This window comes from Pseudomonas sp. Ag1, assembly GCF_000278565.1.
GTDB lineage: Bacteria > Pseudomonadota > Gammaproteobacteria > Pseudomonadales > Pseudomonadaceae > Aquipseudomonas.
In genome coordinates this window covers 67,945-88,004 of record NZ_AKVH01000096.1, presented here as the reverse complement: position 1 = coordinate 88,004, position 20,060 = coordinate 67,945, and the positions used below count along the sequence as shown (strand labels likewise).

Below are 20,060 nucleotides of genomic sequence, written 5' to 3'. Positions count from 1 at the left end.
TGGCCATGGCTGCTCTGGCGGGCGCTCTCCTACGACCTTGAAGGGTGGCGCAGCCTGCTGGTGGCGACGCAGTTGGCGCAGCAACATTGCCGGGGGCTATTCTGCGGGCCGCTATGATTCCTTTTCGCCATCCTTCGGGATCGGGCTATGATCGCCCAATCCGAACCAGACGCTCCCCAGACCTATGCCCGTTGACCTGCAAGCCCTCTATCCCAAACTGATCCACTTGATGCTGGATACGGTGTTCGTGGTCGACAGTGAAAACCAGATCGTGTTTGTGAGTGATGCCTGCGAAGCGCTGCTGGGGTACCGCGCCGAGGAACTGACCGGCACCCTGATCACCCACTACATGCACCCTGAAGACCTGGCCCGCACCCGGGCGTCGATTGTGCGGGTCATGAATGGCAAGCCCCACGTCGACTTCCGCAACCGCTATATCCGCAAGGATGGCAGTGTGGTGCACATTCTGTGGGCGGCCTTCTGGTCCGAGGAAGTGGGGGCGCGGATCGGTGTTGCGCGGGACGTAACCGCCCTGACGCAGGCGGAGGAAGAGCTGCGTTTCCTCGCCCATCACGACCCGTTGACGGCTCTCACCAATCGCTCGCTGTTCAATGACCGGTTGGACGAGGCCCTGCAAGCCGCCCACCACCACAAAAGTCCTCTGGCCTTGCTGTTTCTGGACGTGAATGACTTCAAGGCCATCAATGATGTGCACGGGCATGCCGTGGGCGACCGCGTGCTTTGCGTGATTGCACGACGGTTGGAAGGGTGTGTGCGTGAGAGCGACCTGGTGGCCCGGATGGGCGGGGATGAATTCACCGTGCTGCTGACGGATATTCAATCACCGGAAGCCGTGTCGGCCAAAGTGCAGCAGATAGTTGCGGTGATGACCCAGCCCCTGAGCGCTGAGTTTGGCGCGGTCAAGATGCCGTCCTGCAGTATCGGCGTAGCGTTTTACCCGGCGGATGGGGCAGATGCCGACAGCCTGCTCAGCCACGCGGATGGTGAGATGTACCGGGTTAAAAGGCAGCGGTTTGCAACCGATTAACGCTGCTGGAAAGCAATCTTCAGCCCCAATCCCATGAACAACGTCCCAATGATCTTTCCCTCCCAACGGCGCAGCCTTGAAAGGCCCACCATCCATTGGCTCAACGGACGAATCGCCAGCGAAATCAGCGTGGTGTACATCGCACTGAGCCCCGAGAAGATCAACCCCAACACCGCGAACTGCGCCAGGGAAGAACCCGATTCCGGGTGAATAAACTGCGGCAGGAAGGCCAGGAAGAAAATCGCGGTTTTCGGGTTCAGCACTTCGGCACCCACCGCCTGGAAATACGCCTGGGTCGAGGTCACGGTGGGCAGGTCTTTGCGCGTGGTGGCGCCAGGCTTGGCCATAAACGCACGTATGCCCAGGTAGATCAGGTAGCAGGCACCGACGATTTTGACCACGTTAAACGCCACGGCCGAGGTCATCAGGATGGCCGACAGGCCGAGCGCCGCGCACAGCGTATGGATCAGGTCGCCCGAGGCCACCCCCAGCCCGGTGGCAATCCCGACCTTGCGCCCACCCTGGAGGGTGCGGGTGATCACCAGCAGCACGGCTGGGCCGGGAATCAGGAAAAGGCCGATGACCACGGCGACATACGTCAGGATGGGGGCGAGTTCGAACATGCTGTGTTATCTCAATGCCGGATGCGTCCTACAGTAATCCTCATCCCGGGGATTAACGCAATACAGATGAACACCCGCCGGAACCGCCTGGCCTTTTACTTCGCGAACGCGTATGCGCCACCCTGTTCCAGCGCCTTGCGATACGCCGGCCGTTCCTGAAAGCGTTGCACCCACGCCGCCACATTCGGGTAGGCCTGCAGCTTGCCCTGAGCCCGGGCGATTTCGCCGATGAAGCTCATCTGGATATCCGCGCCGGTCAATTCGTCACCCACCAGGTACGGCGTGAGCCCCAGTGCGTTGTCCAGATAACCCAGGTAGTTCGCCACCTCGGATTCGATACGCGGATGCAACGGCGCACCCGCGTCACCCAGGCGCCCGACGTACAGGTTGAGCATCAGTGGCAGCATGGCCGAACCTTCGGCGAAGTGCAGCCATTGCACGTATTCGTCATAGGTTGCAGTGGCCGGATCCGGTTGCAGGCGGCCGTGGCCATGGCGGCGAATCAGGTAGTCGATGATGGCGCCGGACTCGATCACCACGTGGGGACCGTCTTGAATCACCGGTGATTTGCCCAGGGCATTGATCGCCTTGAGTTCAGGGGGCGCGAGGTTGGTTTTCGGGTCGCGCTGGTAGCGCTTGAGCTCGTAGGGCAGGCCGAGTTCTTCGAGCAGCCACAGGATACGTTGCGAACGGGAGTTGTTGAGGTGGTGGACGATGATCATGGTGGCTCCGCTGGGCGAGAATAGAGGCGTATAGGGACAGACCGCGGTGGCGCTGTGGAGTGCCGTGAATTAAATCTGCTTCGATAAAGGCATGAAAGATGGATAATCACGCCGGCAAGCACTGATTACACACCGGATAGAAAACATGAATCGTCAAAAAAAACTACAGCAGCTGTTCAAGGCCAAGGCCAAAAAGGCCAGCGCCAAATTGGCACCGGCCAAAAAGGATAAATACATCAGCAAAGCAGACCGATTGAAGCTGGCTGCCGAGTCCGGTGATGAGCCTGTTGTTACCTCTGAGAGCTGATCCAGAAGGCCTAAGCATTACCTGATAGGGAATCGACGGAAAAACCATGAACACTGCTCAACTCGCGATTCAGCACTACATACTCGCCAAGGACGGCAACCGCCCGCATTTGCTCAGCCGGGCGTTTGTTCCCGAGGCAATCCTGGACATGGTGGTGCGCACCGGGTCCATCTCGTTTCCGCCCCACGTCGAAGGGATGGGCGGCATCGGCGATGTGCTGGTGAGGCGGTTCGGGCAGACCTTTGAAAACGTCTATACGTTTTGCCTGGGGCAGCCACCCGAAGCGGGGGCCAAAACCTATCAGTGCAAATGGCTGGTGGGGATGTCCGACAAAAACTCCGGCGAAGCCCGGGTTGGGTGTGGGGTGTATGAGTGGCAGTTCAGTGTTGAGTCGGGGCTTGTTGAAAAGCTCACCATCACTATCGAGCATATGAAGACGCTGCCCGCTGCGGATTTGGGGAGCGTCATGAAGTGGGTGTCAGGTCTGAGTTACCCATGGTGCAACTCGGAAGCAGCAGTGAGCGATGCTCCCGATATTGACGCGATGGGCGAGGTGATCCAGTACCTCACTGTCTGACGGCGACTCAATGCGCATCAACGGCACCAGCAACACGGCCACAACAAAACACACAGTGATGATCACGAGCGCGTCTTCGCTGCAGGCTTGGCGGCTGAAACGGGCTTGCCAGCCCTTGGATCAACGGGTTTTGAAGTGACAGCCAGCGCTGTTACCGGTTGTACGGTGAGTTCGACACCGATTGCGGTCATCAGCTTCCTTATGGTCTCAAATCGCGTTTTCGAGCCGGCTTTCAGCACCTTATAAAGGCTTTCACGATTGACCCCCGCATCCTTGGCGACCTTATTTACGCCTTTGGCTTTTGCGACCTCGGCCAACGCATGAATAAGGCCCTCGGTATCACCGGTTTTCAGACTTTCAGCCAAATAGGCCGCCATTGCTTCCGGGCTATCGAGAAAGCGCGAGGCTTCGTAATGAGTCGTACCCGTCGTGTCGAGGCTGAGGATTGGCATCTCCTCGGGATTGAATTTATCGCTCATATCATTTACCTCTCAGGCCAGCGAGTATTGCTTTAGCTTTTTGTATGCCCCGTTTTTGATCCGTTTTATCGCTCCCGCTGAGCATCAAGTACTCTGCGATTCCCGAGCGCACATAGTAAATTCTGTAGCCCGGGCCAACAAAAACACGCATTTCGCTCATCCCATCGCCAACCGATTCGCAATCACCAAAGTTGCCCGCTCCGGCACGATCCAGTCGGGTCAGAATTGCCGCTTTTCCCTGAGTGTCCTTCATACGTTTAAGCCAGCTCTCGAACTCGGGTGTTTGGTGGATCTCGTATATTTTTTTCTTGTTGATCATAGTTCCATTTGTAGCTAGATGGCTACATCTTGTCGACGCGAGGTTGAGTACAGGTAAAGGGGTATTCAGCGCCTGGGCAACCTTAGAGAGGTGCCTCCCAGATGCACAAGCTGGCAAATTCCGACGCGACTGTAGGCAATGGAGCCGGGTGCTGTACTCACAGCCTCAAACGTTGTGACAAGTCCTCTCTAATGCGCATCCGCCGTCGGCTGCTTCGGCGGTTGCACCTTGCGCATCAACGGCACCAGCAGCACCGCGACGATGAAGCACACCATGATCATCAGGAATGCGTCCGCATAGGTCAGCGTTTGCGCCTCGCGCCAGGTCAGCGCCCACAGCTGACTCAGCGCGAACTGGCTCGAATCCAGGCTGTTTTGCCCGAGCAACTGGGCATTCCCCGAAAGCTGGTCAAGCCAGACGTTCATCGATTCGTTCCGGATGTTCAGGTGTTCAGCCAGGCGCAGGAAGTGCAGGTTGGTGCGGTCATTGAGCACCGTGGCGCAGGCGGCGATGCCGATGGCGCCGCCGAGGTTGCGCATCAGGTTGAACAGGCCCGAGGCGAGCTTCAGGCGGTCGGGGGCCAGTGCGCCGAGGGTCAGGGTGACCACCGGCGGCACTGCCATTTGTTGAGCAAACCCGCGTATGGCTTGGGGCAGCAGCAGCTCCTTGGCGCCCCAGTCGTGGGTGATGGGGGAGAAGTCCCACATCGACAGGGCGAATAACGACAACCCGAACATCAAAATCCAGCGCAGGTCGAAACGATTGGCCAGCAAGGCGTACACCGGGATCGCCAGCAACTGGAACACCCCCGTGGAAAACACCGCCAGGCCGATATCCAGCGAGCCGTACCCGCGCACCCGCCCGAGAAACAGCGGCGTGAGGTAGATGGTGGCGAAAATGCCGATGCCGGTGATAAATGAAAACAGGCAGCCCAGGGCGAAGTTCCTGTCCCGAAGCGCGCGCAGGTCGACGATCGGCTCCTTGATTTCCAGGCAGCGCCAGATAAACAGCCCGCCGCTGATGGCGGCTATCCAGGCCGTGGTCGAGATGGTGCTGTCGCTGAACCAGTTCCAGCGCGGGCCTTCTTCGAGGGTGTATTCCAGGCAGCCGAGAAACACTGCCATCAACGCCATGCCGATATAGTCGGCGCCCTTGAGCAATGACGGGTTGGGGCGGTCGACCTTGACCAGCATCGGCACCGCAAAGGTCACGAAGAGGCCGGGCAGCAGGTTGATGTAGAACAGCCAGTGCCAGGAGGAGATGTCGGTGATCCAACCGCCCACGGCCGGGCCCAATGTGGGGGCCAGGGACGCGATGGCGCCGATGGTGGAGGCGGCGATCACCCGCTGCTTGCCGTTGAAGTACATGAACGCGGTGGTGAACACCAACGGAATCATCGAGCCCCCCAGGAACCCCTGCAAGGCGCGAAACGCGATCATGCTCTGGATGTTCCAGGCCATCGCGCACAGCAGGCTGGTCAATGTGAACCCGGCCGCCGACGCCGCGAACAGCCAGCGCGTGCTCATCACCCGGGAGAGCCAGCCTGACATGGGGATCACGATGATTTCCGCGATCAGGTAGGCGGTCTGCACCCACGCCGTATCGTCCGCGCCGGCAGACAACCCGCCGCCGATGTCCTTGAGGGAGGCGGAGACGATCTGGATGTCGATCAAGGCGATGAACATGCCCACGCACATGGTGGCGAAGGCCGCGACCTTTTGTGCGGTGCTGAGGGCGGGCAACGGGCTGTTCATAGCTGGGCCTTGAGGGCGCTGGCCTGGTCCTCGAACGCCTCATCGGTGTTGACCTTCGCCATCACCGACAGGCCCGGACGCAGGGCGCCGAAGTCGGCATCGTTGCTGTCGAGGCGCACGCGCACCGGCACTCGCTGCACGATCTTGGTGAAGTTGCCGGTGGCGTTTTCCGGCGGCAGCACACTGAATTGCGCCCCGGTGGCAGGGGCCAGGCTCTCGATGTGCCCGTGGAATTCACGGCCGGGGAGGATGTCGGCGCGGATGCTCACGCTTTGCCCGACCTGCAGGCGCCCCAATTGGTCTTCCTTGAAGTTGGCATCCACCCACAATCCTTTCGCGGGCACCACCGAGATCAGTTGGCTGCCGGCCGCGGCGTAGGCACCGACCCGGGCGCGGCGGTTGCCCACGTAACCATCCACCGGCGCCCGCAGTTCGGTATAGCTGATGTTCAATTGCGCCTGGTCGCGTTCGGCCTGCGCCTGTTGCAACGCGGCACGCGCCTGGCCGCGCTGGGTTTCAATCACGTCGATTTGCCGGCGCGCCGCCATCAACCCGGCCTGCGCCCGGGAGTGGTCGGCGCGGGCGGTCTTCCATACGGCGCTGACCCGCTGTGCGCTTTCGACCGATACGGCCTGGCTGCGCACCAGGTTCTGGTAACGCGTTTGATCGTCGCCGGCCCGTTGTGCTTCGGCATCGGTGGCGTCGATCTGTGCCTTGGCCTGGTTGATCACCGCCAGTTGCAGTTGTTCGGTGGCGTCGAGGTTGGCGAGCGAGGCCTGTTGCGCGGCCACGGCGCCGTCGGCCTTGGCCAGGGCCGTGCGGTAGTCGCGCACATCAATGCGCGCCAGCACGTCGCCGGCCCGTACGAACTGGTTGTCCTGCACCGTCACTTCGCTGATGTAGCCCGGCACTTTGGCGCTGATCACCGTCACATCCGCCCCGACATAGGCGTCGTCGGTGTCTTCGATAAACCGGCTGACCAGCCACCAGTGACTGGCGTACCACACGCCGCCCGCCACGGCCAGGGTCAGCAGCCCCAGGCGTAAAACCTGTTTGCGCCGGGATGGTTGGGTGGGTTCGGGCACAGCGCTGACTGGAGCGTCCATGACGAAATGACCTCGTTGAGTATTAGTGGGGGAAGGGGCTGACCAGCTGGTCTTTTTCGGCGTAGGCCCGGCCGGTTCGTGCGCGCCACAGGGTCAGCGGTTCGGCATCGGCGCTGACATGTACGCGGTGGCCCGCACGGGTGATGGGGTTGCCGGTGTTGGCATCCATCAACGCCAGCACCACCGGGCGCCCGGTGGACTCATCGGCGAGAAACACCTTGGTCGAGCCCTCGGCATGCCGCGCGCCCCAGGCCATCAGCGTGAGGATGACCTGGCGCAAGTCCCGGCCCGCTTCGGTGAGGTGGTACTCATGGCGCGGCGGGTTGTCCTGGTACGGGCGCCGTTCCAGCAAGCCGCCGGCCACCAACGCATTCAGGCGGCGGGTCAGGGTGTTCGAGGCGATCCCGAGGCTCTGCAGGAACTCGTCGAAACGGCGCAGCCCGTAGAACGCATCACGCAGGATCAACAGGCTCCAACCATCACCGATGTGCTCCAGGGCACGGGCGACCGGGCAGGACATGGGTTGGAAGCTGGCTTTCTTCATGAGGGACTCCGGGATCTGTTGCTAAATATTACGCAAGTAATATTGCACAGTGGATTTCATAATGAAAGTCACTAGTTGAAATTTTTTGCAACGCTGGATGGCGGCCAGGCAGACGCAAAAAAGCCCCGGGATTCGGGGCTTTTCAGAGGGGAGGGTGCAGGGGGGCCGTTTGAGCGCGGCTGTCCTTATGCCTGCGCCGGTTCCTGGCAGATACGTGAACCTGTGCGCCGCGAGCGCCAGCCGAGGCCCAGCACCATCAGCAAACCCAGGGCCGCCATGATCGCGCCAGCCAGCGAAATGGCCGGGTAGCCCAGCCCTGCGTTGATCACTGCTCCCCCCAGCGCCGCGCCAATGGCGTTACCGAAGTTGAACGCACCGATGTTCATCGCCGAGGCCAGGTTGGGTGCATCCTTGGCGGCTTCCATCACGCGCATCTGCAGGGGAGGTACCAGCGCAAAGCTGGCGGCGCCCCACAGCAGGATCGACAAGGCGGCGGGCAGCGGCCATTGCATGAGCACAGAGAAGGCCAGCAGCACGGCAATCAGGACCACGAGCGACGTTATCAGGGTGCGGTCCACCGAACGGTCCGCAGACTTGCCGCCCCAGACGTTGCCGAGGGTCAGGCCGATCCCGAACAGCACGAGCATTGCAGTGACGAAGTTGGTCGAGGCGTGGGTGACATCCCGCAGAATCGGCGCGATATAGGTAAACACCGTGAACATGGCGCTGGACCCCACCACGGTCAACGCCAGCGCTGCCAGTACCGGCCCGCGGCCCAGTACGCGGATTTCGGCCATCAGGCTTCCCCCTTTTGGAGCGGGCGTATTCGGTAGCGCCCACCACAGGGCCACCATCACGAACGCCCCGAGCCCGCTGATGCCCCAGAACGCCGTACGCCAGCCGAAGTTCTCGCCGAACCAGGTTGCCAGGGGCACGCCACCGATGGTCGCCAGGGTCAGCCCGAGGAACATCGCGGCGACGGCCCCCGCGCGTTTGTCGGGCGCCACCACACTCGCTGCCACGATGGAGCCGATGCCGAAGAATGCCCCGTGATTCAGCGATGTCACCAACCGGGCGACCATCAGGGTCTGGTAGTCGGTGGCCAGGGCTGACAGCAGATTACCCAGGGTGAAAATGGCCATCAGGCCCACCAGCAGATAACGGCGCGCCACCCTGGCTGTCGCGAGGGTCATGATCGGGGCGCCGATCAGCACGCCCATGGCATAGGCGCTGACCAGCAGCCCGGCGGCGGGAATGGAAACACCGAGGTCGGCGGCGATCCCGGGCAACATGCCCATGGGGGCAAACTCGGTGACCCCGATGCCGAAGGCGCCGATGGACAGTGCTACAAGGGGTGGGTTGATACGCATAGGTGACTCCTCATCTTTGTATCAAATGCTACAATCACGACTTTTCAGGCGGTAGCCCTCGGCGGGGCACTACAGCTTTGCGTGGAGATCACAAGTGGACATAGACGGTCGGTCGGGGGAGATGGCGGTGTTCGCCATGGTCGCGGAGCAGGGCAGCCTCTCGGGGGCGGCTCGGGTGCTGGGCCTCACGCCGTCATCCATCAGCCGCATCATCACCCGCATCGAGGGGCGCATAGGCACCCGCCTGCTGCTGCGCACCACCCGGGCGATCACGCTCACGGCCGAAGGCGAAGCGTATTTGCGCGGCGCCCGGCGGATCCTGGCGGACATGGCCGAAGTCGAGGATGCGATCACCGACCAGGGCGCGCCACGGGGGCGGCTGAGGGTCAGCGCGGCGCTCGCACACGGGCGGCTGTCGATCGTGCCGCTGGTTGCCGCGTTCAGCGCGCGCTACCCGGCCATCGTGGTTGAGTTGCGGCTGGAGGATGAGGTGGTGGATATCCTGGGCGGGCAAGCGGACGTTGCAATCCGCTTCGGTCAATTGGCCGACAGCCCCTTGACCGCTCGCCTTATCGGCTCCATCGGCGAGGTCATAGTCGCTTCCCCGGACTACCTGGCGCGTCATGGCACGCCGCAGGTGCCGCAGGATTTGCTCAACCACAACTGCCTGCGTTTCAACTTCCGCCGGGCAGCGCCCGACTGGCCGTTTCGCGTGGACGGGCGCGATTTTTCGCTGCAGGTGTCGGGTACGATCGAGGGTAACAGCGGGGAGGTATTGTCCCAGCTGGCCAAGCTGGGTGCCGGCATCGCACGCATTGGCGCATTCAGCGTGGCAGATGACCTGGCCAGCGGTGATCTGGTGCCGTTGCTTGAAGCGTACAACCCCGGAGACCAGGAGCCGATTCACGCGGTGTTCGTCGGCGGCGCGGCGATGCCTGCGCGGGTCAGGGCATTTGTCGACTTTCTGGTGGAACACCACCCGGCGTGACCGCCACTGACACCACAGGCCGCTCCTCCTGACGCAATCCTCTTGAATACTTGCCTAATCCTGCGATCTTGCCCACCCCTGCATAGCGCCTTGATGAACCAGGGTCTAAAGTCATTCCCATCGCCCGCTAGACTAGTCAAACCACGCGCGCGCGAACCAGACGGGCCATCGATGCCCAGCGGCGAGGCCCCGTCTTGCCGTCTAAAAATACTAAAAAATGCAACACCAACCGATGATCAGCGGGTGAGCCATGGAATTACGAATTAACCAGCAGACCCACCAAGTCGACGCCGAACCCGACACGCCCCTGCTCTGGGTCATCCGCGACAACCTGGACATGACCGGCACCAAATACGGCTGCGGCCTGGCGCAATGCGGTGCGTGTTCGGTGCTTGTGGACGGCAATGTCGTGCGTTCCTGCGTCACGCCCGTTTCCGGCGTGGTCGGCCGAGAAATCACCACCATCGAAGCCATCGAGTCCGATGACGTCGGCAAGCGGGTCGTCGCCACCTGGGTCGAATACCAGGTCGCCCAATGTGGCTACTGCCAATCCGGCCAGGTAATGGCGGCCACCGCGCTGCTCAAGCACACGCCCAAGCCCAGTGATGCGCAGATCGAGGCCGCCATGGTCAACCTCTGTCGCTGTGGCACCTATAACGCCATTCATGCCGCCGTGCATGACCTTGCGCAGAAGGGAGAGGCCTGATGAACATTCGCATTGATCCCACTGCGCTGCCCTTGGTCGCGGCGCTGACTGACCCGGTGAACCTGTCCCGCCGTCGCTTCCTGGCCAGTACGGCCGTGGGCGCGCTGGTGATCGGTTTTGGCCTGCCGCTGGGGTCTGGCCGAGTGCAGGCGGCCACCGCCGCGGCCACGGCCGAGCGCGGTACGCAGGTGCCGGCCTTCCTGGAGATTCGCCCGGACAACACGATTCGTTTGCTCAGCCCGTTTATCGAAGGCGGCCAGGGCACGTTCACCGCGATGGCGCAGATTGTCGGCGAGGAGTTGGACGCCGACCCGGCCACGTTCCTGGTTGAGTGTGCCCCGCCCGGTGAAGCCTTTGTGGTGATGGAGAACGGCATGCGCATCACCGGCGGCAGTATGTCGGTGCGGATGAGTTACCCCACGATGCGCCGGCTGGGTGCGCTGGCCCGGGCCATGTTGCTGGAGGCCGGGGCGCAGGCGCTGAAGGTACCGGTGAGCGAGCTGTCGACCGAGCCGGGCAAGGTGGTACACGCGGCGTCCGGGCGTTCCCTTGCGTATGGCGAGTTGGCCGGGCGGGCGATGGACCTGCCGGTACCGGATGTGTCCAGTGTGAAGCTGCGCGACCCAAGCCAGTTCCGTTGGATCGGCAAGCCGGTGAAGCGTCTCGATGCGTATGACAAGTCCACCGGCAAGGCGCTGTACAGCATTGATATGAAGGTCGACGGCATGCTCCATGCCGCCGTGCAGCATGCGCCCCGACTCGGCATGACCGTGGGCAGCCTGCGCAACGAAGACCAGGTCAAGGCCATGCCGGGCGTGCATTCGGTGCATCGCCTGCCCGGTGCGGTGGCGGTGGTGGCCGAGCGTTGGTGGCATGCCAAGCGTGCGGTGGAGTCGATTCAGGTCGACTGGCTGGAGCCGACGGCTGATTCCAAGGTGCGCGGGATGCCGAAGGACTTTTCCAGCGACGAGCATTTCAAGCGCCTGGCCGCAGAAACCGGCCCGGCCCGTGATGATGAGAACGAGGGCGACGTGGCCGGCACGCTGGCCAATGCCAAGACCAGGGTCGAGGCCACTTACCACAACCAGTACCTGCACCATGCCCAGTTGGAGCCGCCTTCGGCGCTGGCGCGCTTCAACCCTGACGGTTCGCTGGAGATCTGGCTGCCGAATCAGGCGCAGGACATGTTCCTGGCCGATATCGCCAAGCGCACCGGCCTGGCCCCGGAGCGGATTACCCTGCATTCGCCGTTGTTGGGTGGTTTTTTCGGGCGGCACTTCCTGTATGACTCGGCCAGTCCTTACCCGCAGGCCATCGAGTTGGCCAAGGCGGTGGGGCGCCCGGTGAAGTTGATCTGGAGCCGCGAAGAAGAATTCCTGCGGGATGTGCTGCGCCCGGTCGCAGCGGTGAATTTCCGTGGGGCGCTGGACAGCGACGGCTGGCCGGTGGCGATTGAAGCGGTGAGTGCCACGGAGGGACCGACCGAGGCCCTGGCGGGCAAGCAGGGCGAGAAGCTCGACCCGACGGCCCTTGAGGGACTGTCCGGCAAGTCCTATGCGATTCCCAACAAGCGTATCGCACAGATCTATGTGAAGGGCCCGGTGATGCTGGGCTACTGGCGTTCGGTGGGCAATTCGCTGAATGACTTTTTCTACGAATCCTTCCTGGATGAACTGGCCGACAAGGGGGGCAAGGACCCGTTCGAGTTGCGCCTGCATCTGTTGCGGGATAACCAGCGGCTGACCACCCTGCTGAAGGCGGTGGGCGAGTTGTCGGGTGGCTGGAAACGTGGGCCGTTTGTTGCCGAGGACGGCAGCAAGCGCGCACGAGGGGTGGCGATGGCGTCACCGTTCGGCACCCAGACGGCGGTGATTGCCGAGGTGTCGATCGAGAACGGCCAGGTCAAGGTGCACGACATCTGGCAGGCAATCGACCCGGGCAGCATCGTCAACCCGGCGATTGTCGAGGCGCAGGTGAATGGGGCAGTGTCGCTGGGCTTGTCCCAGGTGCTGTTGGAGGAAGCGGTGTATGTGGACGGCTTGCCTCGGGCGCGTAACTACGATTTGTACCCGGTGCTGCCGCCTTCGCGGATGGCCCGGGTGCACGTGCGCGTGATCGAGAGCGGGGAAAAAATGGGCGGTATTGGCGAACCGCCGCTGCCCGCCGTGGCGCCTGCCGTGGCCAACGCCGTCGCGGCGTTGACCGGGCAGCGCGTTCGCAGCATGCCGTTAAGCCGCCACTCCTTCACCTGACCGGGGCCTGAGCACTTATGAACAACCGTCGATTCGCAAGAACCGTTGGCTGGCTGGCGCTGCCGTGCCTGGTCGCCGCAGGCCTGCTGGCCTGGTATGTCACCCGCGAGCCTGTCTCGCCGCTGGGGGCCGAGCCCGTCGCCACGGACCCGGCGCTGGTCGCCCGAGGCGAGTATGTCGCCCGGCTCAGCGACTGTGTGGCGTGCCACAGCGTGCCCAACGGCAAGCCCTTTGCCGGTGGCCTGGAGATGGCCACGCCGCTGGGGGCGATCCACGCCACCAACGTCACGCCAGACCCGGAAACCGGTATTGGCAGCTACAGCCTCGCCGACTTCGACCGCGCGGTGCGCCAGGGTGTCGCGCCGGGTGGGCGCCGCCTGTATCCGGCGATGCCGTATCCGTCCTATGCCAAGCTCAGCGACGATGATGTGCGCGCCCTGTACGCGTTCTTCATGAAGGGCGTGGCGCCGGTGCAGCAGGCCAATATCAAGAGTTCGATCCCGTGGCCATTGAATATGCGGTGGCCGATCGCGCTGTGGAATGGCGTGTTTACCGACAGCAAGCCGTATGTCGCGAAGGCCGGGAAGGATGAACTGTGGAACCGGGGCGCCTACATCGTGCAGGGCCCGGGGCATTGCGGCAGTTGCCACACGCCACGGGGCCTGGCCTTCAACGAGAAGGCACTGGATGAAAGTGGCAAGCCGTACCTGGCCGGTGGCTTGCTCGATGGCTGGTACGCACCGAGCCTGCGGGATGATCCCAACACCGGCCTGGGGCGCTGGAGCGAGCCGGAAGTGGTGCAGTTCCTCAAGACCGGTCGCAACAAACATGCGGTGGTTTATGGCTCGATGACCGAGGCGTTCAACAACTCCACGCAGTTCATGAGCGACGATGACCTGGCGGCGATTGCACGCTATCTGCGGTCATTGCCGGGCGACGAGCAGCGCGACGGTGCGGCCTGGCAGTATCAGGCGGTGTCGGCTGCGCAACGCCTGGATGCGCCGGGTGCGCATACCTATGTGACCCGCTGCGCCTCGTGCCACGGGCTGGAAGGCAAAGGGCAACCGGACTGGATGCCGCCGCTGGCGGGCGCCACCTCCGCACTGGCCAAGGAGGACGCCTCGGCGATCAACATCACCCTCAATGGCTCGCAGCGCGTAGTGGCGGCCAATGTGGCGGACGCTTATCGCATGCCGGCGTTCCGTGAGCAGTTGTCGGACCAGGAGATTGCTGAAGTGCTGACGTTTGTGCGCGGCACCTGGGGCAATCAGGGTGGGGCGGTGGATGCCAAGGCGGTGGGCAAGTTGCGTGAGCACACGGGCCCGGCGAGCAGCAGCCCGATCATTCTGCAAATGCGCTGAGGGAAATGCGCCTTGTGAGGGAGGCGCTTTGTGTAGGAACTGCTTTATGTGGGAGCGGGCTTGCTCGCGAAGGCGGTGGGTCAGTGAAGAACTTGCTGACTGACACACCGCCTTCGCGAGCAAGCCCGCTCCCACATTTTCAACCGCGTTTCGGCAGTTTCCAGTTGGGTCGGATGAAGTGGCAGGTGTAGCCATTCGGAATCCGCTCCAGGTAATCCTGATGCTCCGGCTCCGCCTCCCAGAACGGCCCCGCCGGTTCGATCTCGGTGACGACACGGCCCGGCCACAGCTTTGAGGCGTCGACGTCGGCTGCGGTGTCTTCAGCGATGTCGCGTTGCTGTTCGCTCAGGTAATAAATCGCCGAACGGTAGCTGGGGCCCAGGTCGTTGCCCTGGCGGTTGGGCGTGCTGGGGTCGTGGATCTGGAAAAAGAACTCGAGGATCTGCCGGTAAGTGATCACCGTCGGGTCGAAGACGATCTCGATGGCTTCGGCATGGTTGCCGTGGTTGCGATACGTGGCATTCGGCACATCGCCGCCGGTGTAGCCGACCCGCGTGTGCAGCACGCCGGGGTAGCGGCGCAGCAGGTCTTGCATGCCCCAGAAGCAGCCGCCGGCGAGCAGGGCGGTTTCGGTCGGGTTGGTCATGGTCTGTGCTTCCCCTTGTTGGATACCTCGCTAGTTATGGGGGCAGGTTGGACGATTCCAAGGTCGAGGGGCGCGCCTTCGATCGGCTTCGTCCGCGTTGCCCGCAGCGCCATCAACAGCGCCAACACGGGTGCCAGGGTAAACAGCGCGAACAGCCAGCGCGCGGCATGGGCGATGCCGCCATTGCCCGCCACTTCATTGATGCCCGCCATGTTCGAGATCACCCCCGCCAGCGCCGCGCCCATGGCCATGGCGAACAGTTGCAGGGTGGTGATCGACGAAGCGGCCGTGTCCTTGTCCTGTTCCGAAGCCACTTGCAGGATGCGCGTCAGCAGGTGCGGCCAACCCAGGCCGATGCCGAACCCCACCAGGAACAGCCCCAGACAGATAGGGGCCAGCAATGTCCATTCGCCCTGGCTGGCGATGGGCGTAGTGATCGCCAGCATCATCAAGCCCGCCACGATAAACAATGGCCCCGCGATGATGGCGCGATGTGGACCGCGGCCGGTCCAGCCGGAGCTGATGATTTCCGAGACCGTCCAGCCGGCCGCCATCAGCGCGGCCATGTAACCGGCGATCAGCGGCGACTGGCCATGCAAGTGCTGCAGAAAGTACGGCATGAAGATCTCGCTGCTCATGCCGATCACCAACAGACAGGTGGTCGCATAAAGCGCGCAGAGCGGGGTGCTGAACTTCAATGCATCCCGGGGCAAAAGACGCACGGTGGCGCTGGACTCCTTGCGGATCAACAGCACCACCAGCACGACGCAGGTGGCGATACCCAACAGGTTCCAGCTCGGCAGCGCCGAGACGCTGCCGGCACACACTGCCAGCACCGCGCCCGCCAGCAGCACCAGTTGCGGCACCGGCAAACGGGCGGTGGCGGTCGCCGTGGTGTCGCGCGGGGGCAGGGCGCGGCTGGTGAGTACCATGTACGCCAGGCTCACCGGCACCATCGAGCCGAAGGCCAGGCGCCACGCGTCCATCTCGGCAAACACACCACCCACCGCCGGCCCGACGAGCGTCGCCACGCCCCACATCCCCGACACCAGTGCCATTGCGCGCGGCCACAGGCGCTCTTCGAACACCAGTTGGATCATCGAGTAACACAGGGCCAGCAAGACCCCGCCGCCCAGTCCCTGGATGGAGCGCCCCGCGAGCATCACCGGCATGTTCGGCGCCAGGGCACAGATCAGCACGCCCACCATGAACACCAGTGTGGCCAGCGCATACGCCAGCCGTGGACCGGTGCGTTGCAACAGCTTGGAGGTGAGGGCGGAACCGAGGATCGAGGCCACCACGTACAGTGTGGTGCTCCACGCATAAAGCGCCAGGCCGCCGATTTCGGCAACCACCGACGGCAGGATGGTGGTGGCGATGTAGGTGTTGGTGGCATACAGCGCGATGCCGCCTGAAAGGGCAATGGAGCGGGTGGCGTTCTTGCCGCTAAGCAACTCGCCCCAACTGCTGTCTTGGGTTTGCATCAACGATTCCTTGTAATGCGTTCGCGGTATGGAAGCCGGCGAAGGGCATAAGCGTCAGGCTTGAGGTGATTAACCAAGCAATTGCTTTTAATATTGCGTTGAGGCGAATTATTTTGCAAGGAATGACTTGTCAGGTGGCTGAGTCGCTATGGCAGTCGAGGCGGAGCGTGAGACGCGCGGTTTCCCACGGCCGGCAGCACTTCACACCATCAGTTTCCGGCTGAACTTGGTTTCCATCACGATATGCGAAGCGGTGTGCGCCACCCCTTTGATCATGTTGATCCTGATGAGCTCGGCATTGAGTTCGCTCAGGGTGGCGGTGGCCAGGTGAATGATGAAATCGGACTCTCCCGAGACCGCGTAAACGGCCTGCACCGCTTCCATCCTGCGCAGCGAGGTCATCACATCGGTGTAGCTCTTGTTGGTGCAGGAGGTCATGGTAAAGCAGGTAACCGTCTGCTGAAGTCGGTCCTGGTCGATGCGCACGCTGTAGCCGGTGATGACGCCGGCCTTTTCCAGGCGGGTAATCCGCTCCTGCACCGCAGAGCGCGAGACCCCGAGCTTGCGGGCCAATGACGCGGTGGGTTCGCGTGCGTTGGCTTGCAGCAGGCCAAGCAATTGCCTGTCCTTGTCGGTGAGGTTAAACAGTGGACCGGGATTCTGCGTATCCATGGACACGTCCTTGACCCTCGCTGGGGTTCAGTTTTTATGAGTCGCCCTGTGTTGCGAGCGCTTTTCCTGAAACATATCCATCATTTTCAGGCCGGCGTAAACCGTTTGTGCGGCCGCCGGGCCCAGGGGGCCGCCATTCCATTCCAGGCCGTAGGCATCGAACAGGCGGTAGCGATCGGTTTCGCCGCAGATCGCCTCGGCGATGACGCGTGCGCCGATCGGCGCGGTGTTCATACCATGGCCACCAAATGATGTACACGCCCACAATCCCTGCCCCAGCGGGCCAATGTGCGGCATCTTGTGCCGCGCATAACCCATCAACCCGGACCAGGCCTTGTCGATCCTGATGCCGCGCAATTGTGGATAAACGTCGAGGATATCCTGCGTCAGCAATTGCCCTAGGCGTTTCTCATCCTGCAGGTTGCGCGTGGTAATGCGGCCGCCCCAGAGCAGGCGGTCGCCCTCGACGATGCGGTAATAGTCCGAGGCCCGGCGGTTATCGCCCACGGCATCGGAGGTACAGACCGCCTCGGCCAGGCGATCGCCCAGGTGCTCGGTCAGCACTGCATAGGTCGCGATGGGCAGGAAGGCGCGGCGTAATTTGCCGAACTCAGGCCCCCCATAGCCGCCGCAGCAGTACACCACGTGGGCACAATCGACAGTGCCCTGATCGGTGATGACCCGGTGTCGCCCGTTGCGGCTTTCGACGGCGGTCATGGGCGAGCGTTCATGGATTTTGCCACCACTTTGCTCGATCAGTCGGGCCAGGCCGAGGCAATAGTTCAAGGGGTGGAAGTGAAAGCCATGGTTGTCGCGCAGCGCCTGGAAATACCGCTCGGTCTTGAGCTTTTCGCGCACCGCCTGGCGATCCAGGTAGTCGAGGTGAAAGTCGAAATCCGCGGCCATTTTGTCCCGCACGCGCTGCAGGTTGTCGCCATCTTCGTAGCGCACCACACTCAGTTTTCCCGGGGTTGGCGTGCAGCCGGGCAACTGATGATGGGCGATCATGCCCCGAACAATCTCGACGCCTTCAAGCGACAGTTTGAACAGCGCGGCGGCCGTCGGTTTGCCGCAGCGTCGCTCGATGGCGGCCAACCCTTCGGACCAGCCCTGGAGCACGAAGCCACCGTTGCGCCCCGACGCTCCCCAGGCCACGCGACCGGCATCCAGCAGCACCACCGACTGCCCGCGGGACACCAGCTCCCACGCCGTGCTCAGCCCCGCCAGCCCGGCGCCGATCACGCACACATCGGCCCGGGCGTTGCCACACAGCGCCTGGCGTTCAGTCGTGTCGCGCATCGTGGCGGTGTAGTAATTGTTGTTATAGGTGTACATGAAGTCGGTCGTCCTTTTTTCGCGGCGCAGGCATACAGCGCGCCGCATCGGGGACGGGGCGCCTGTACGGCCTGTGAGGGTTTTTACTGCACCTGGGTGAGGTCGGCGCCGTACCATTTCTCTGACAATTGCTTGAGCGTGCCGTCGGCTTTCATGTCGGCGACGATCTTGGTCAGCGCGCTGTTGAACGCCTCATCGCCTTTGTCCACGGCGATGGCCAGGGGTTCGTAGTAGGCGGGTTTGCCTTCCACCCTGACGATGGGGTAGCCATTCTTGACGGCGGCGACGATGGTGGGCAGGGCGGACAGGGTTGCGTTCAGCCGCACCCCGTCTCCCATGCGCAGGTCATCCAGCGGGCCCATGCTGTCGCCGTACGTGCGAACCTCGCCGGGGGTGACTTCGTAAGTGAACGGCGGCACATCGGCGGCGTCGATCTTCAGGCGGCGGTTGATATAGTCCTCCGAAGTCGTACCGGCTTCGACGCCTATGATCTTGCCGTTCAGGTCCGCCACTTTGGTCTCGGCCGCGTCCTTGTGCACCGCGTATACATACGGCGTGTAGTAGTAGATCGCGGGGAAGTCGAGCACCCGGGTGCGCTCGGTGGTCGGGGTCATGGAGCCGACCGACAGGTCCCAGCGGCTCGACCAGCGCCCGGCGGTGATGATCCCGTATTCGGGCGTCACGAAGTCGACTTTGCTGCCCAGGCGTTTGCCGATTTCGCTGGCGACGTCGATATCGAAGCCTTGCAGCTTATTGTCCGGGCCCAGGAACGATTGCGGTGGCCAGTTGGCCGACGTGGCCACCTTGATCACCTTGGTTTCATGGATGCGATCGAGGGTCGAGCCCGCCCAGGCCGCACCTGTGAGGCTGGTGAGGGCGGTGGCGACAGCGGCTGCGGTGAAGAAGCGAGTGAACGAGATCATGGGTAAGCCTCCAGTATCTTGAGTGCGGTGCCTGTTGTTTTTATCGGTGACTTCGCAAGGTTCGACGGTGCTGCTCAGTGGCTGAGAATCTGCGACAGGAATTCCCGGGCACGCTCGTGCTGCGGGTTGTCAAAAAACTCGGTGGGTTTGGCTTGCTCGATGATGCAGCCCTGGTCCATGAAGATGATCCGGTCGGCCACCCGCCGGGCGAATCCCATCTCGTGGGTGACGCAGACCATGGTGATGCCGTCCTGGGCCAGTTCGCCCATCACGTCCAGCACTTCCTTGACCATCTCGGGGTCAAGGGCCGACGTGGGCTCGTCGAACAGCATAATGCGCGGGCGCATGCACAAGGCCCGGGCAATGGCGACGCGCTGCTGCTGGCCGCCCGAGAGCTGGCTGGGGTATTTGCCGGCCTGGTTCCCGATGCGCACCCGATCCAGGTATTCATAGGCCAGTTCCCGGGCCTGGGGCTCGCTGAGCTTGCTCACCAGACGCGGTCCCACCATGAGGTTCTCCAGCACCGTCATGTGCGGGAACAGGTTGAACTGCTGGAACACCATGCCGACCTGGCGCCTTATGCCCGCCACGCAGGCGGCATCACGGGTCAACTCGGTGCCCTCGATGAACACGTGGCCTTTCTGGAAGTCTTCCAGCAGGTTCAGGCAGCGAATCAACGTGGACTTGCCGGAGCCCGACGGCCCGCAGACCACCACGATTTCACCGCTGGCAATGTGCAGGTCGATGCCCTTGAGCACATAAAAATCGCCATACCATTTATGCATGTCCTGGATCGATATTGCAGGGTATGGAGCAGGGACTATTGAGGGCTGATTCATCGTCA

At 62.7% G+C, this 20,060-nt stretch carries 21 protein-coding genes; 7 read left to right on the top strand and 14 right to left on the bottom strand.

The window, feature by feature from the left end; genetic code table 11:
- The first annotated feature begins 184 nt into the window (after positions 1–184).
- A complete protein-coding gene (locus tag A462_RS17930) occupies positions 185–1,048 on the top strand; it encodes a sensor domain-containing diguanylate cyclase (RefSeq protein ID WP_008434731.1) in 864 nt (287 codons plus the stop codon).
- Here the strand turns inward: A462_RS17930 and A462_RS17935 are convergent.
- The gene (locus tag A462_RS17935) at positions 1,045–1,671 is read right to left on the bottom strand and encodes a LysE family translocator (RefSeq protein ID WP_003215595.1); all 627 of its coding nucleotides are present in this window, start codon (positions 1,669–1,671) and stop codon (positions 1,045–1,047) included. The genes A462_RS17930 and A462_RS17935 overlap by 4 nt on opposite strands.
- Positions 1,672–1,766: 95 nt before the next feature.
- Complete coding sequence (locus tag A462_RS17940; RefSeq protein ID WP_003215600.1) at positions 1,767–2,393, bottom strand: glutathione S-transferase family protein; 627 nt, start codon at positions 2,391–2,393, stop codon at positions 1,767–1,769.
- Between the two features lie 145 nt (positions 2,394–2,538).
- On the opposite strand from A462_RS17940, the gene A462_RS33370 reads away from it, so the two are divergent.
- Positions 2,539–2,700 (top strand): DUF2986 domain-containing protein, encoded by a 162-nt coding sequence (locus A462_RS33370; protein ID WP_008434728.1) that lies wholly within the window; start codon positions 2,539–2,541, stop codon positions 2,698–2,700.
- Positions 2,701–2,746: 46 nt separating this feature from the next.
- Positions 2,747–3,277, top strand: coding sequence for a hypothetical protein (locus A462_RS17945; RefSeq protein WP_008434726.1), 531 nt, complete (start codon positions 2,747–2,749; stop codon positions 3,275–3,277).
- A 62-nt stretch (positions 3,278–3,339) separates the two neighbouring features.
- Here A462_RS17945 and A462_RS17950 read toward each other — a convergent pair whose 3' ends face one another.
- The 6 genes from A462_RS17950 to A462_RS17975 form a co-directional block, all read right to left on the bottom strand.
- Entirely contained in the window at positions 3,340–3,756 is a 417-nt protein-coding gene (locus A462_RS17950) for an addiction module antidote protein (RefSeq protein WP_008434724.1), read from the bottom strand.
- Between the two features lies 1 nt (position 3,757).
- Positions 3,758–4,075: a type II toxin-antitoxin system RelE/ParE family toxin gene (locus tag A462_RS17955; protein ID WP_008434722.1), complete on the bottom strand. Its 318-nt coding sequence runs from the start codon at positions 4,073–4,075 to the stop codon at positions 3,758–3,760.
- Between the two features lie 188 nt (positions 4,076–4,263).
- A complete protein-coding gene (locus tag A462_RS17960) occupies positions 4,264–5,829 on the bottom strand; it encodes a DHA2 family efflux MFS transporter permease subunit (RefSeq protein WP_008434720.1) in 1,566 nt (521 codons plus the stop codon).
- Positions 5,826–6,935: an HlyD family secretion protein gene (locus tag A462_RS17965; RefSeq protein ID WP_008434719.1), complete on the bottom strand. Its 1,110-nt coding sequence runs from the start codon at positions 6,933–6,935 to the stop codon at positions 5,826–5,828. Before A462_RS17965 ends, A462_RS17960 begins: the two co-directional genes overlap by 4 nt.
- Positions 6,936–6,957: 22 nt before the next feature.
- Positions 6,958–7,479, bottom strand: coding sequence for a winged helix-turn-helix transcriptional regulator (locus A462_RS17970; protein WP_008434717.1), 522 nt, complete (start codon positions 7,477–7,479; stop codon positions 6,958–6,960).
- A 185-nt stretch (positions 7,480–7,664) separates the two neighbouring features.
- Positions 7,665–8,849, bottom strand: coding sequence for an MFS transporter (locus A462_RS17975; protein WP_003215607.1), 1,185 nt, complete (start codon positions 8,847–8,849; stop codon positions 7,665–7,667).
- Between the two features lie 94 nt (positions 8,850–8,943).
- On the opposite strand from A462_RS17975, the gene A462_RS17980 reads away from it, so the two are divergent.
- The 4 genes from A462_RS17980 (at position 8,944) to A462_RS17995 (ending at position 14,156) form a co-directional block, all read left to right on the top strand.
- Complete coding sequence (locus tag A462_RS17980; RefSeq protein WP_032899315.1) at positions 8,944–9,837, top strand: LysR family transcriptional regulator; 894 nt, start codon at positions 8,944–8,946, stop codon at positions 9,835–9,837.
- 250 nt (positions 9,838–10,087) lie between these two features.
- Entirely contained in the window at positions 10,088–10,543 is a 456-nt protein-coding gene (locus A462_RS17985) for a (2Fe-2S)-binding protein (RefSeq protein WP_008434715.1), read from the top strand.
- A complete protein-coding gene (locus A462_RS17990) occupies positions 10,543–12,795 on the top strand; it encodes a xanthine dehydrogenase family protein molybdopterin-binding subunit (RefSeq protein WP_008434712.1) in 2,253 nt (750 codons plus the stop codon). Before A462_RS17985 ends, A462_RS17990 begins: the two co-directional genes overlap by 1 nt.
- Before the next feature lie 17 nt (positions 12,796–12,812).
- On the top strand, positions 12,813–14,156 hold the full coding sequence (locus tag A462_RS17995) for a c-type cytochrome (RefSeq protein WP_003215611.1): 1,344 nt from the start codon (positions 12,813–12,815) through the stop codon (positions 14,154–14,156).
- A 139-nt stretch (positions 14,157–14,295) separates the two neighbouring features.
- On the opposite strand, the gene msrA is transcribed toward A462_RS17995, so the two are convergent.
- From msrA to A462_RS18025, 6 genes are all read right to left on the bottom strand, one after another.
- Entirely contained in the window at positions 14,296–14,802 is a 507-nt protein-coding gene (gene msrA / locus A462_RS18000; RefSeq protein ID WP_003215613.1) for a peptide-methionine (S)-S-oxide reductase MsrA, read from the bottom strand.
- A complete protein-coding gene (locus A462_RS18005) occupies positions 14,799–16,286 on the bottom strand; it encodes an MFS transporter (protein ID WP_003215615.1) in 1,488 nt (495 codons plus the stop codon). Before A462_RS18005 ends, msrA begins: the two co-directional genes overlap by 4 nt.
- A gap of 201 nt (positions 16,287–16,487) precedes the next feature.
- Entirely contained in the window at positions 16,488–16,958 is a 471-nt protein-coding gene (locus tag A462_RS18010; RefSeq protein WP_003215617.1) for an Lrp/AsnC family transcriptional regulator, read from the bottom strand.
- 27 nt (positions 16,959–16,985) lie between these two features.
- Entirely contained in the window at positions 16,986–18,293 is a 1,308-nt protein-coding gene (locus A462_RS18015) for an NAD(P)/FAD-dependent oxidoreductase (RefSeq protein ID WP_008434708.1), read from the bottom strand.
- Between the two features lie 83 nt (positions 18,294–18,376).
- A complete protein-coding gene (locus A462_RS18020; protein WP_008434706.1) occupies positions 18,377–19,216 on the bottom strand; it encodes a transporter substrate-binding domain-containing protein in 840 nt (279 codons plus the stop codon).
- A gap of 74 nt (positions 19,217–19,290) precedes the next feature.
- Positions 19,291–20,055 carry an amino acid ABC transporter ATP-binding protein gene (locus A462_RS18025; protein ID WP_008434704.1) on the bottom strand — a complete coding sequence of 255 codons (765 nt, stop codon included), beginning with the start codon at positions 20,053–20,055 and terminating at the stop codon, positions 19,291–19,293.
- Positions 20,056–20,060: the final 5 nt, after the last annotated feature.

Coding starts and splice junctions, on each gene's coding strand:
- A462_RS18025 (WP_008434704.1), bottom strand. CDS start 20,055: ATGAATCAGCCCTCAATAGTCCCTGCTCCATACCCTGCAATATCGATC.
- A462_RS17990 (WP_008434712.1), top strand. CDS start 10,543: ATGAACATTCGCATTGATCCCACTGCGCTGCCCTTGGTCGCGGCGCTG.
- A462_RS17995 (WP_003215611.1), top strand. CDS start 12,813: ATGAACAACCGTCGATTCGCAAGAACCGTTGGCTGGCTGGCGCTGCCG.
- A462_RS17945 (WP_008434726.1), top strand. CDS start 2,747: ATGAACACTGCTCAACTCGCGATTCAGCACTACATACTCGCCAAGGAC.
- A462_RS17965 (WP_008434719.1), bottom strand. CDS start 6,935: ATGGACGCTCCAGTCAGCGCTGTGCCCGAACCCACCCAACCATCCCGG.
- A462_RS18005 (WP_003215615.1), bottom strand. CDS start 16,286: ATGCAAACCCAAGACAGCAGTTGGGGCGAGTTGCTTAGCGGCAAGAAC.
- A462_RS18010 (WP_003215617.1), bottom strand. CDS start 16,958: ATGGATACGCAGAATCCCGGTCCACTGTTTAACCTCACCGACAAGGAC.
- A462_RS17935 (WP_003215595.1), bottom strand. CDS start 1,671: ATGTTCGAACTCGCCCCCATCCTGACGTATGTCGCCGTGGTCATCGGC.
- A462_RS17985 (WP_008434715.1), top strand. CDS start 10,088: ATGGAATTACGAATTAACCAGCAGACCCACCAAGTCGACGCCGAACCC.
- A462_RS17940 (WP_003215600.1), bottom strand. CDS start 2,393: ATGATCATCGTCCACCACCTCAACAACTCCCGTTCGCAACGTATCCTG.
- A462_RS17955 (WP_008434722.1), bottom strand. CDS start 4,075: ATGATCAACAAGAAAAAAATATACGAGATCCACCAAACACCCGAGTTC.
- A462_RS17970 (WP_008434717.1), bottom strand. CDS start 7,479: ATGAAGAAAGCCAGCTTCCAACCCATGTCCTGCCCGGTCGCCCGTGCC.
- A462_RS18020 (WP_008434706.1), bottom strand. CDS start 19,216: ATGATCTCGTTCACTCGCTTCTTCACCGCAGCCGCTGTCGCCACCGCC.
- A462_RS18015 (WP_008434708.1), bottom strand. CDS start 18,293: ATGTACACCTATAACAACAATTACTACACCGCCACGATGCGCGACACG.
- A462_RS17930 (WP_008434731.1), top strand. CDS start 185: ATGCCCGTTGACCTGCAAGCCCTCTATCCCAAACTGATCCACTTGATG.
- msrA (WP_003215613.1), bottom strand. CDS start 14,802: ATGACCAACCCGACCGAAACCGCCCTGCTCGCCGGCGGCTGCTTCTGG.
- A462_RS17975 (WP_003215607.1), bottom strand. CDS start 8,849: ATGCGTATCAACCCACCCCTTGTAGCACTGTCCATCGGCGCCTTCGGC.
- A462_RS17950 (WP_008434724.1), bottom strand. CDS start 3,756: ATGAGCGATAAATTCAATCCCGAGGAGATGCCAATCCTCAGCCTCGAC.
- A462_RS33370 (WP_008434728.1), top strand. CDS start 2,539: ATGAATCGTCAAAAAAAACTACAGCAGCTGTTCAAGGCCAAGGCCAAA.
- A462_RS17960 (WP_008434720.1), bottom strand. CDS start 5,829: ATGAACAGCCCGTTGCCCGCCCTCAGCACCGCACAAAAGGTCGCGGCC.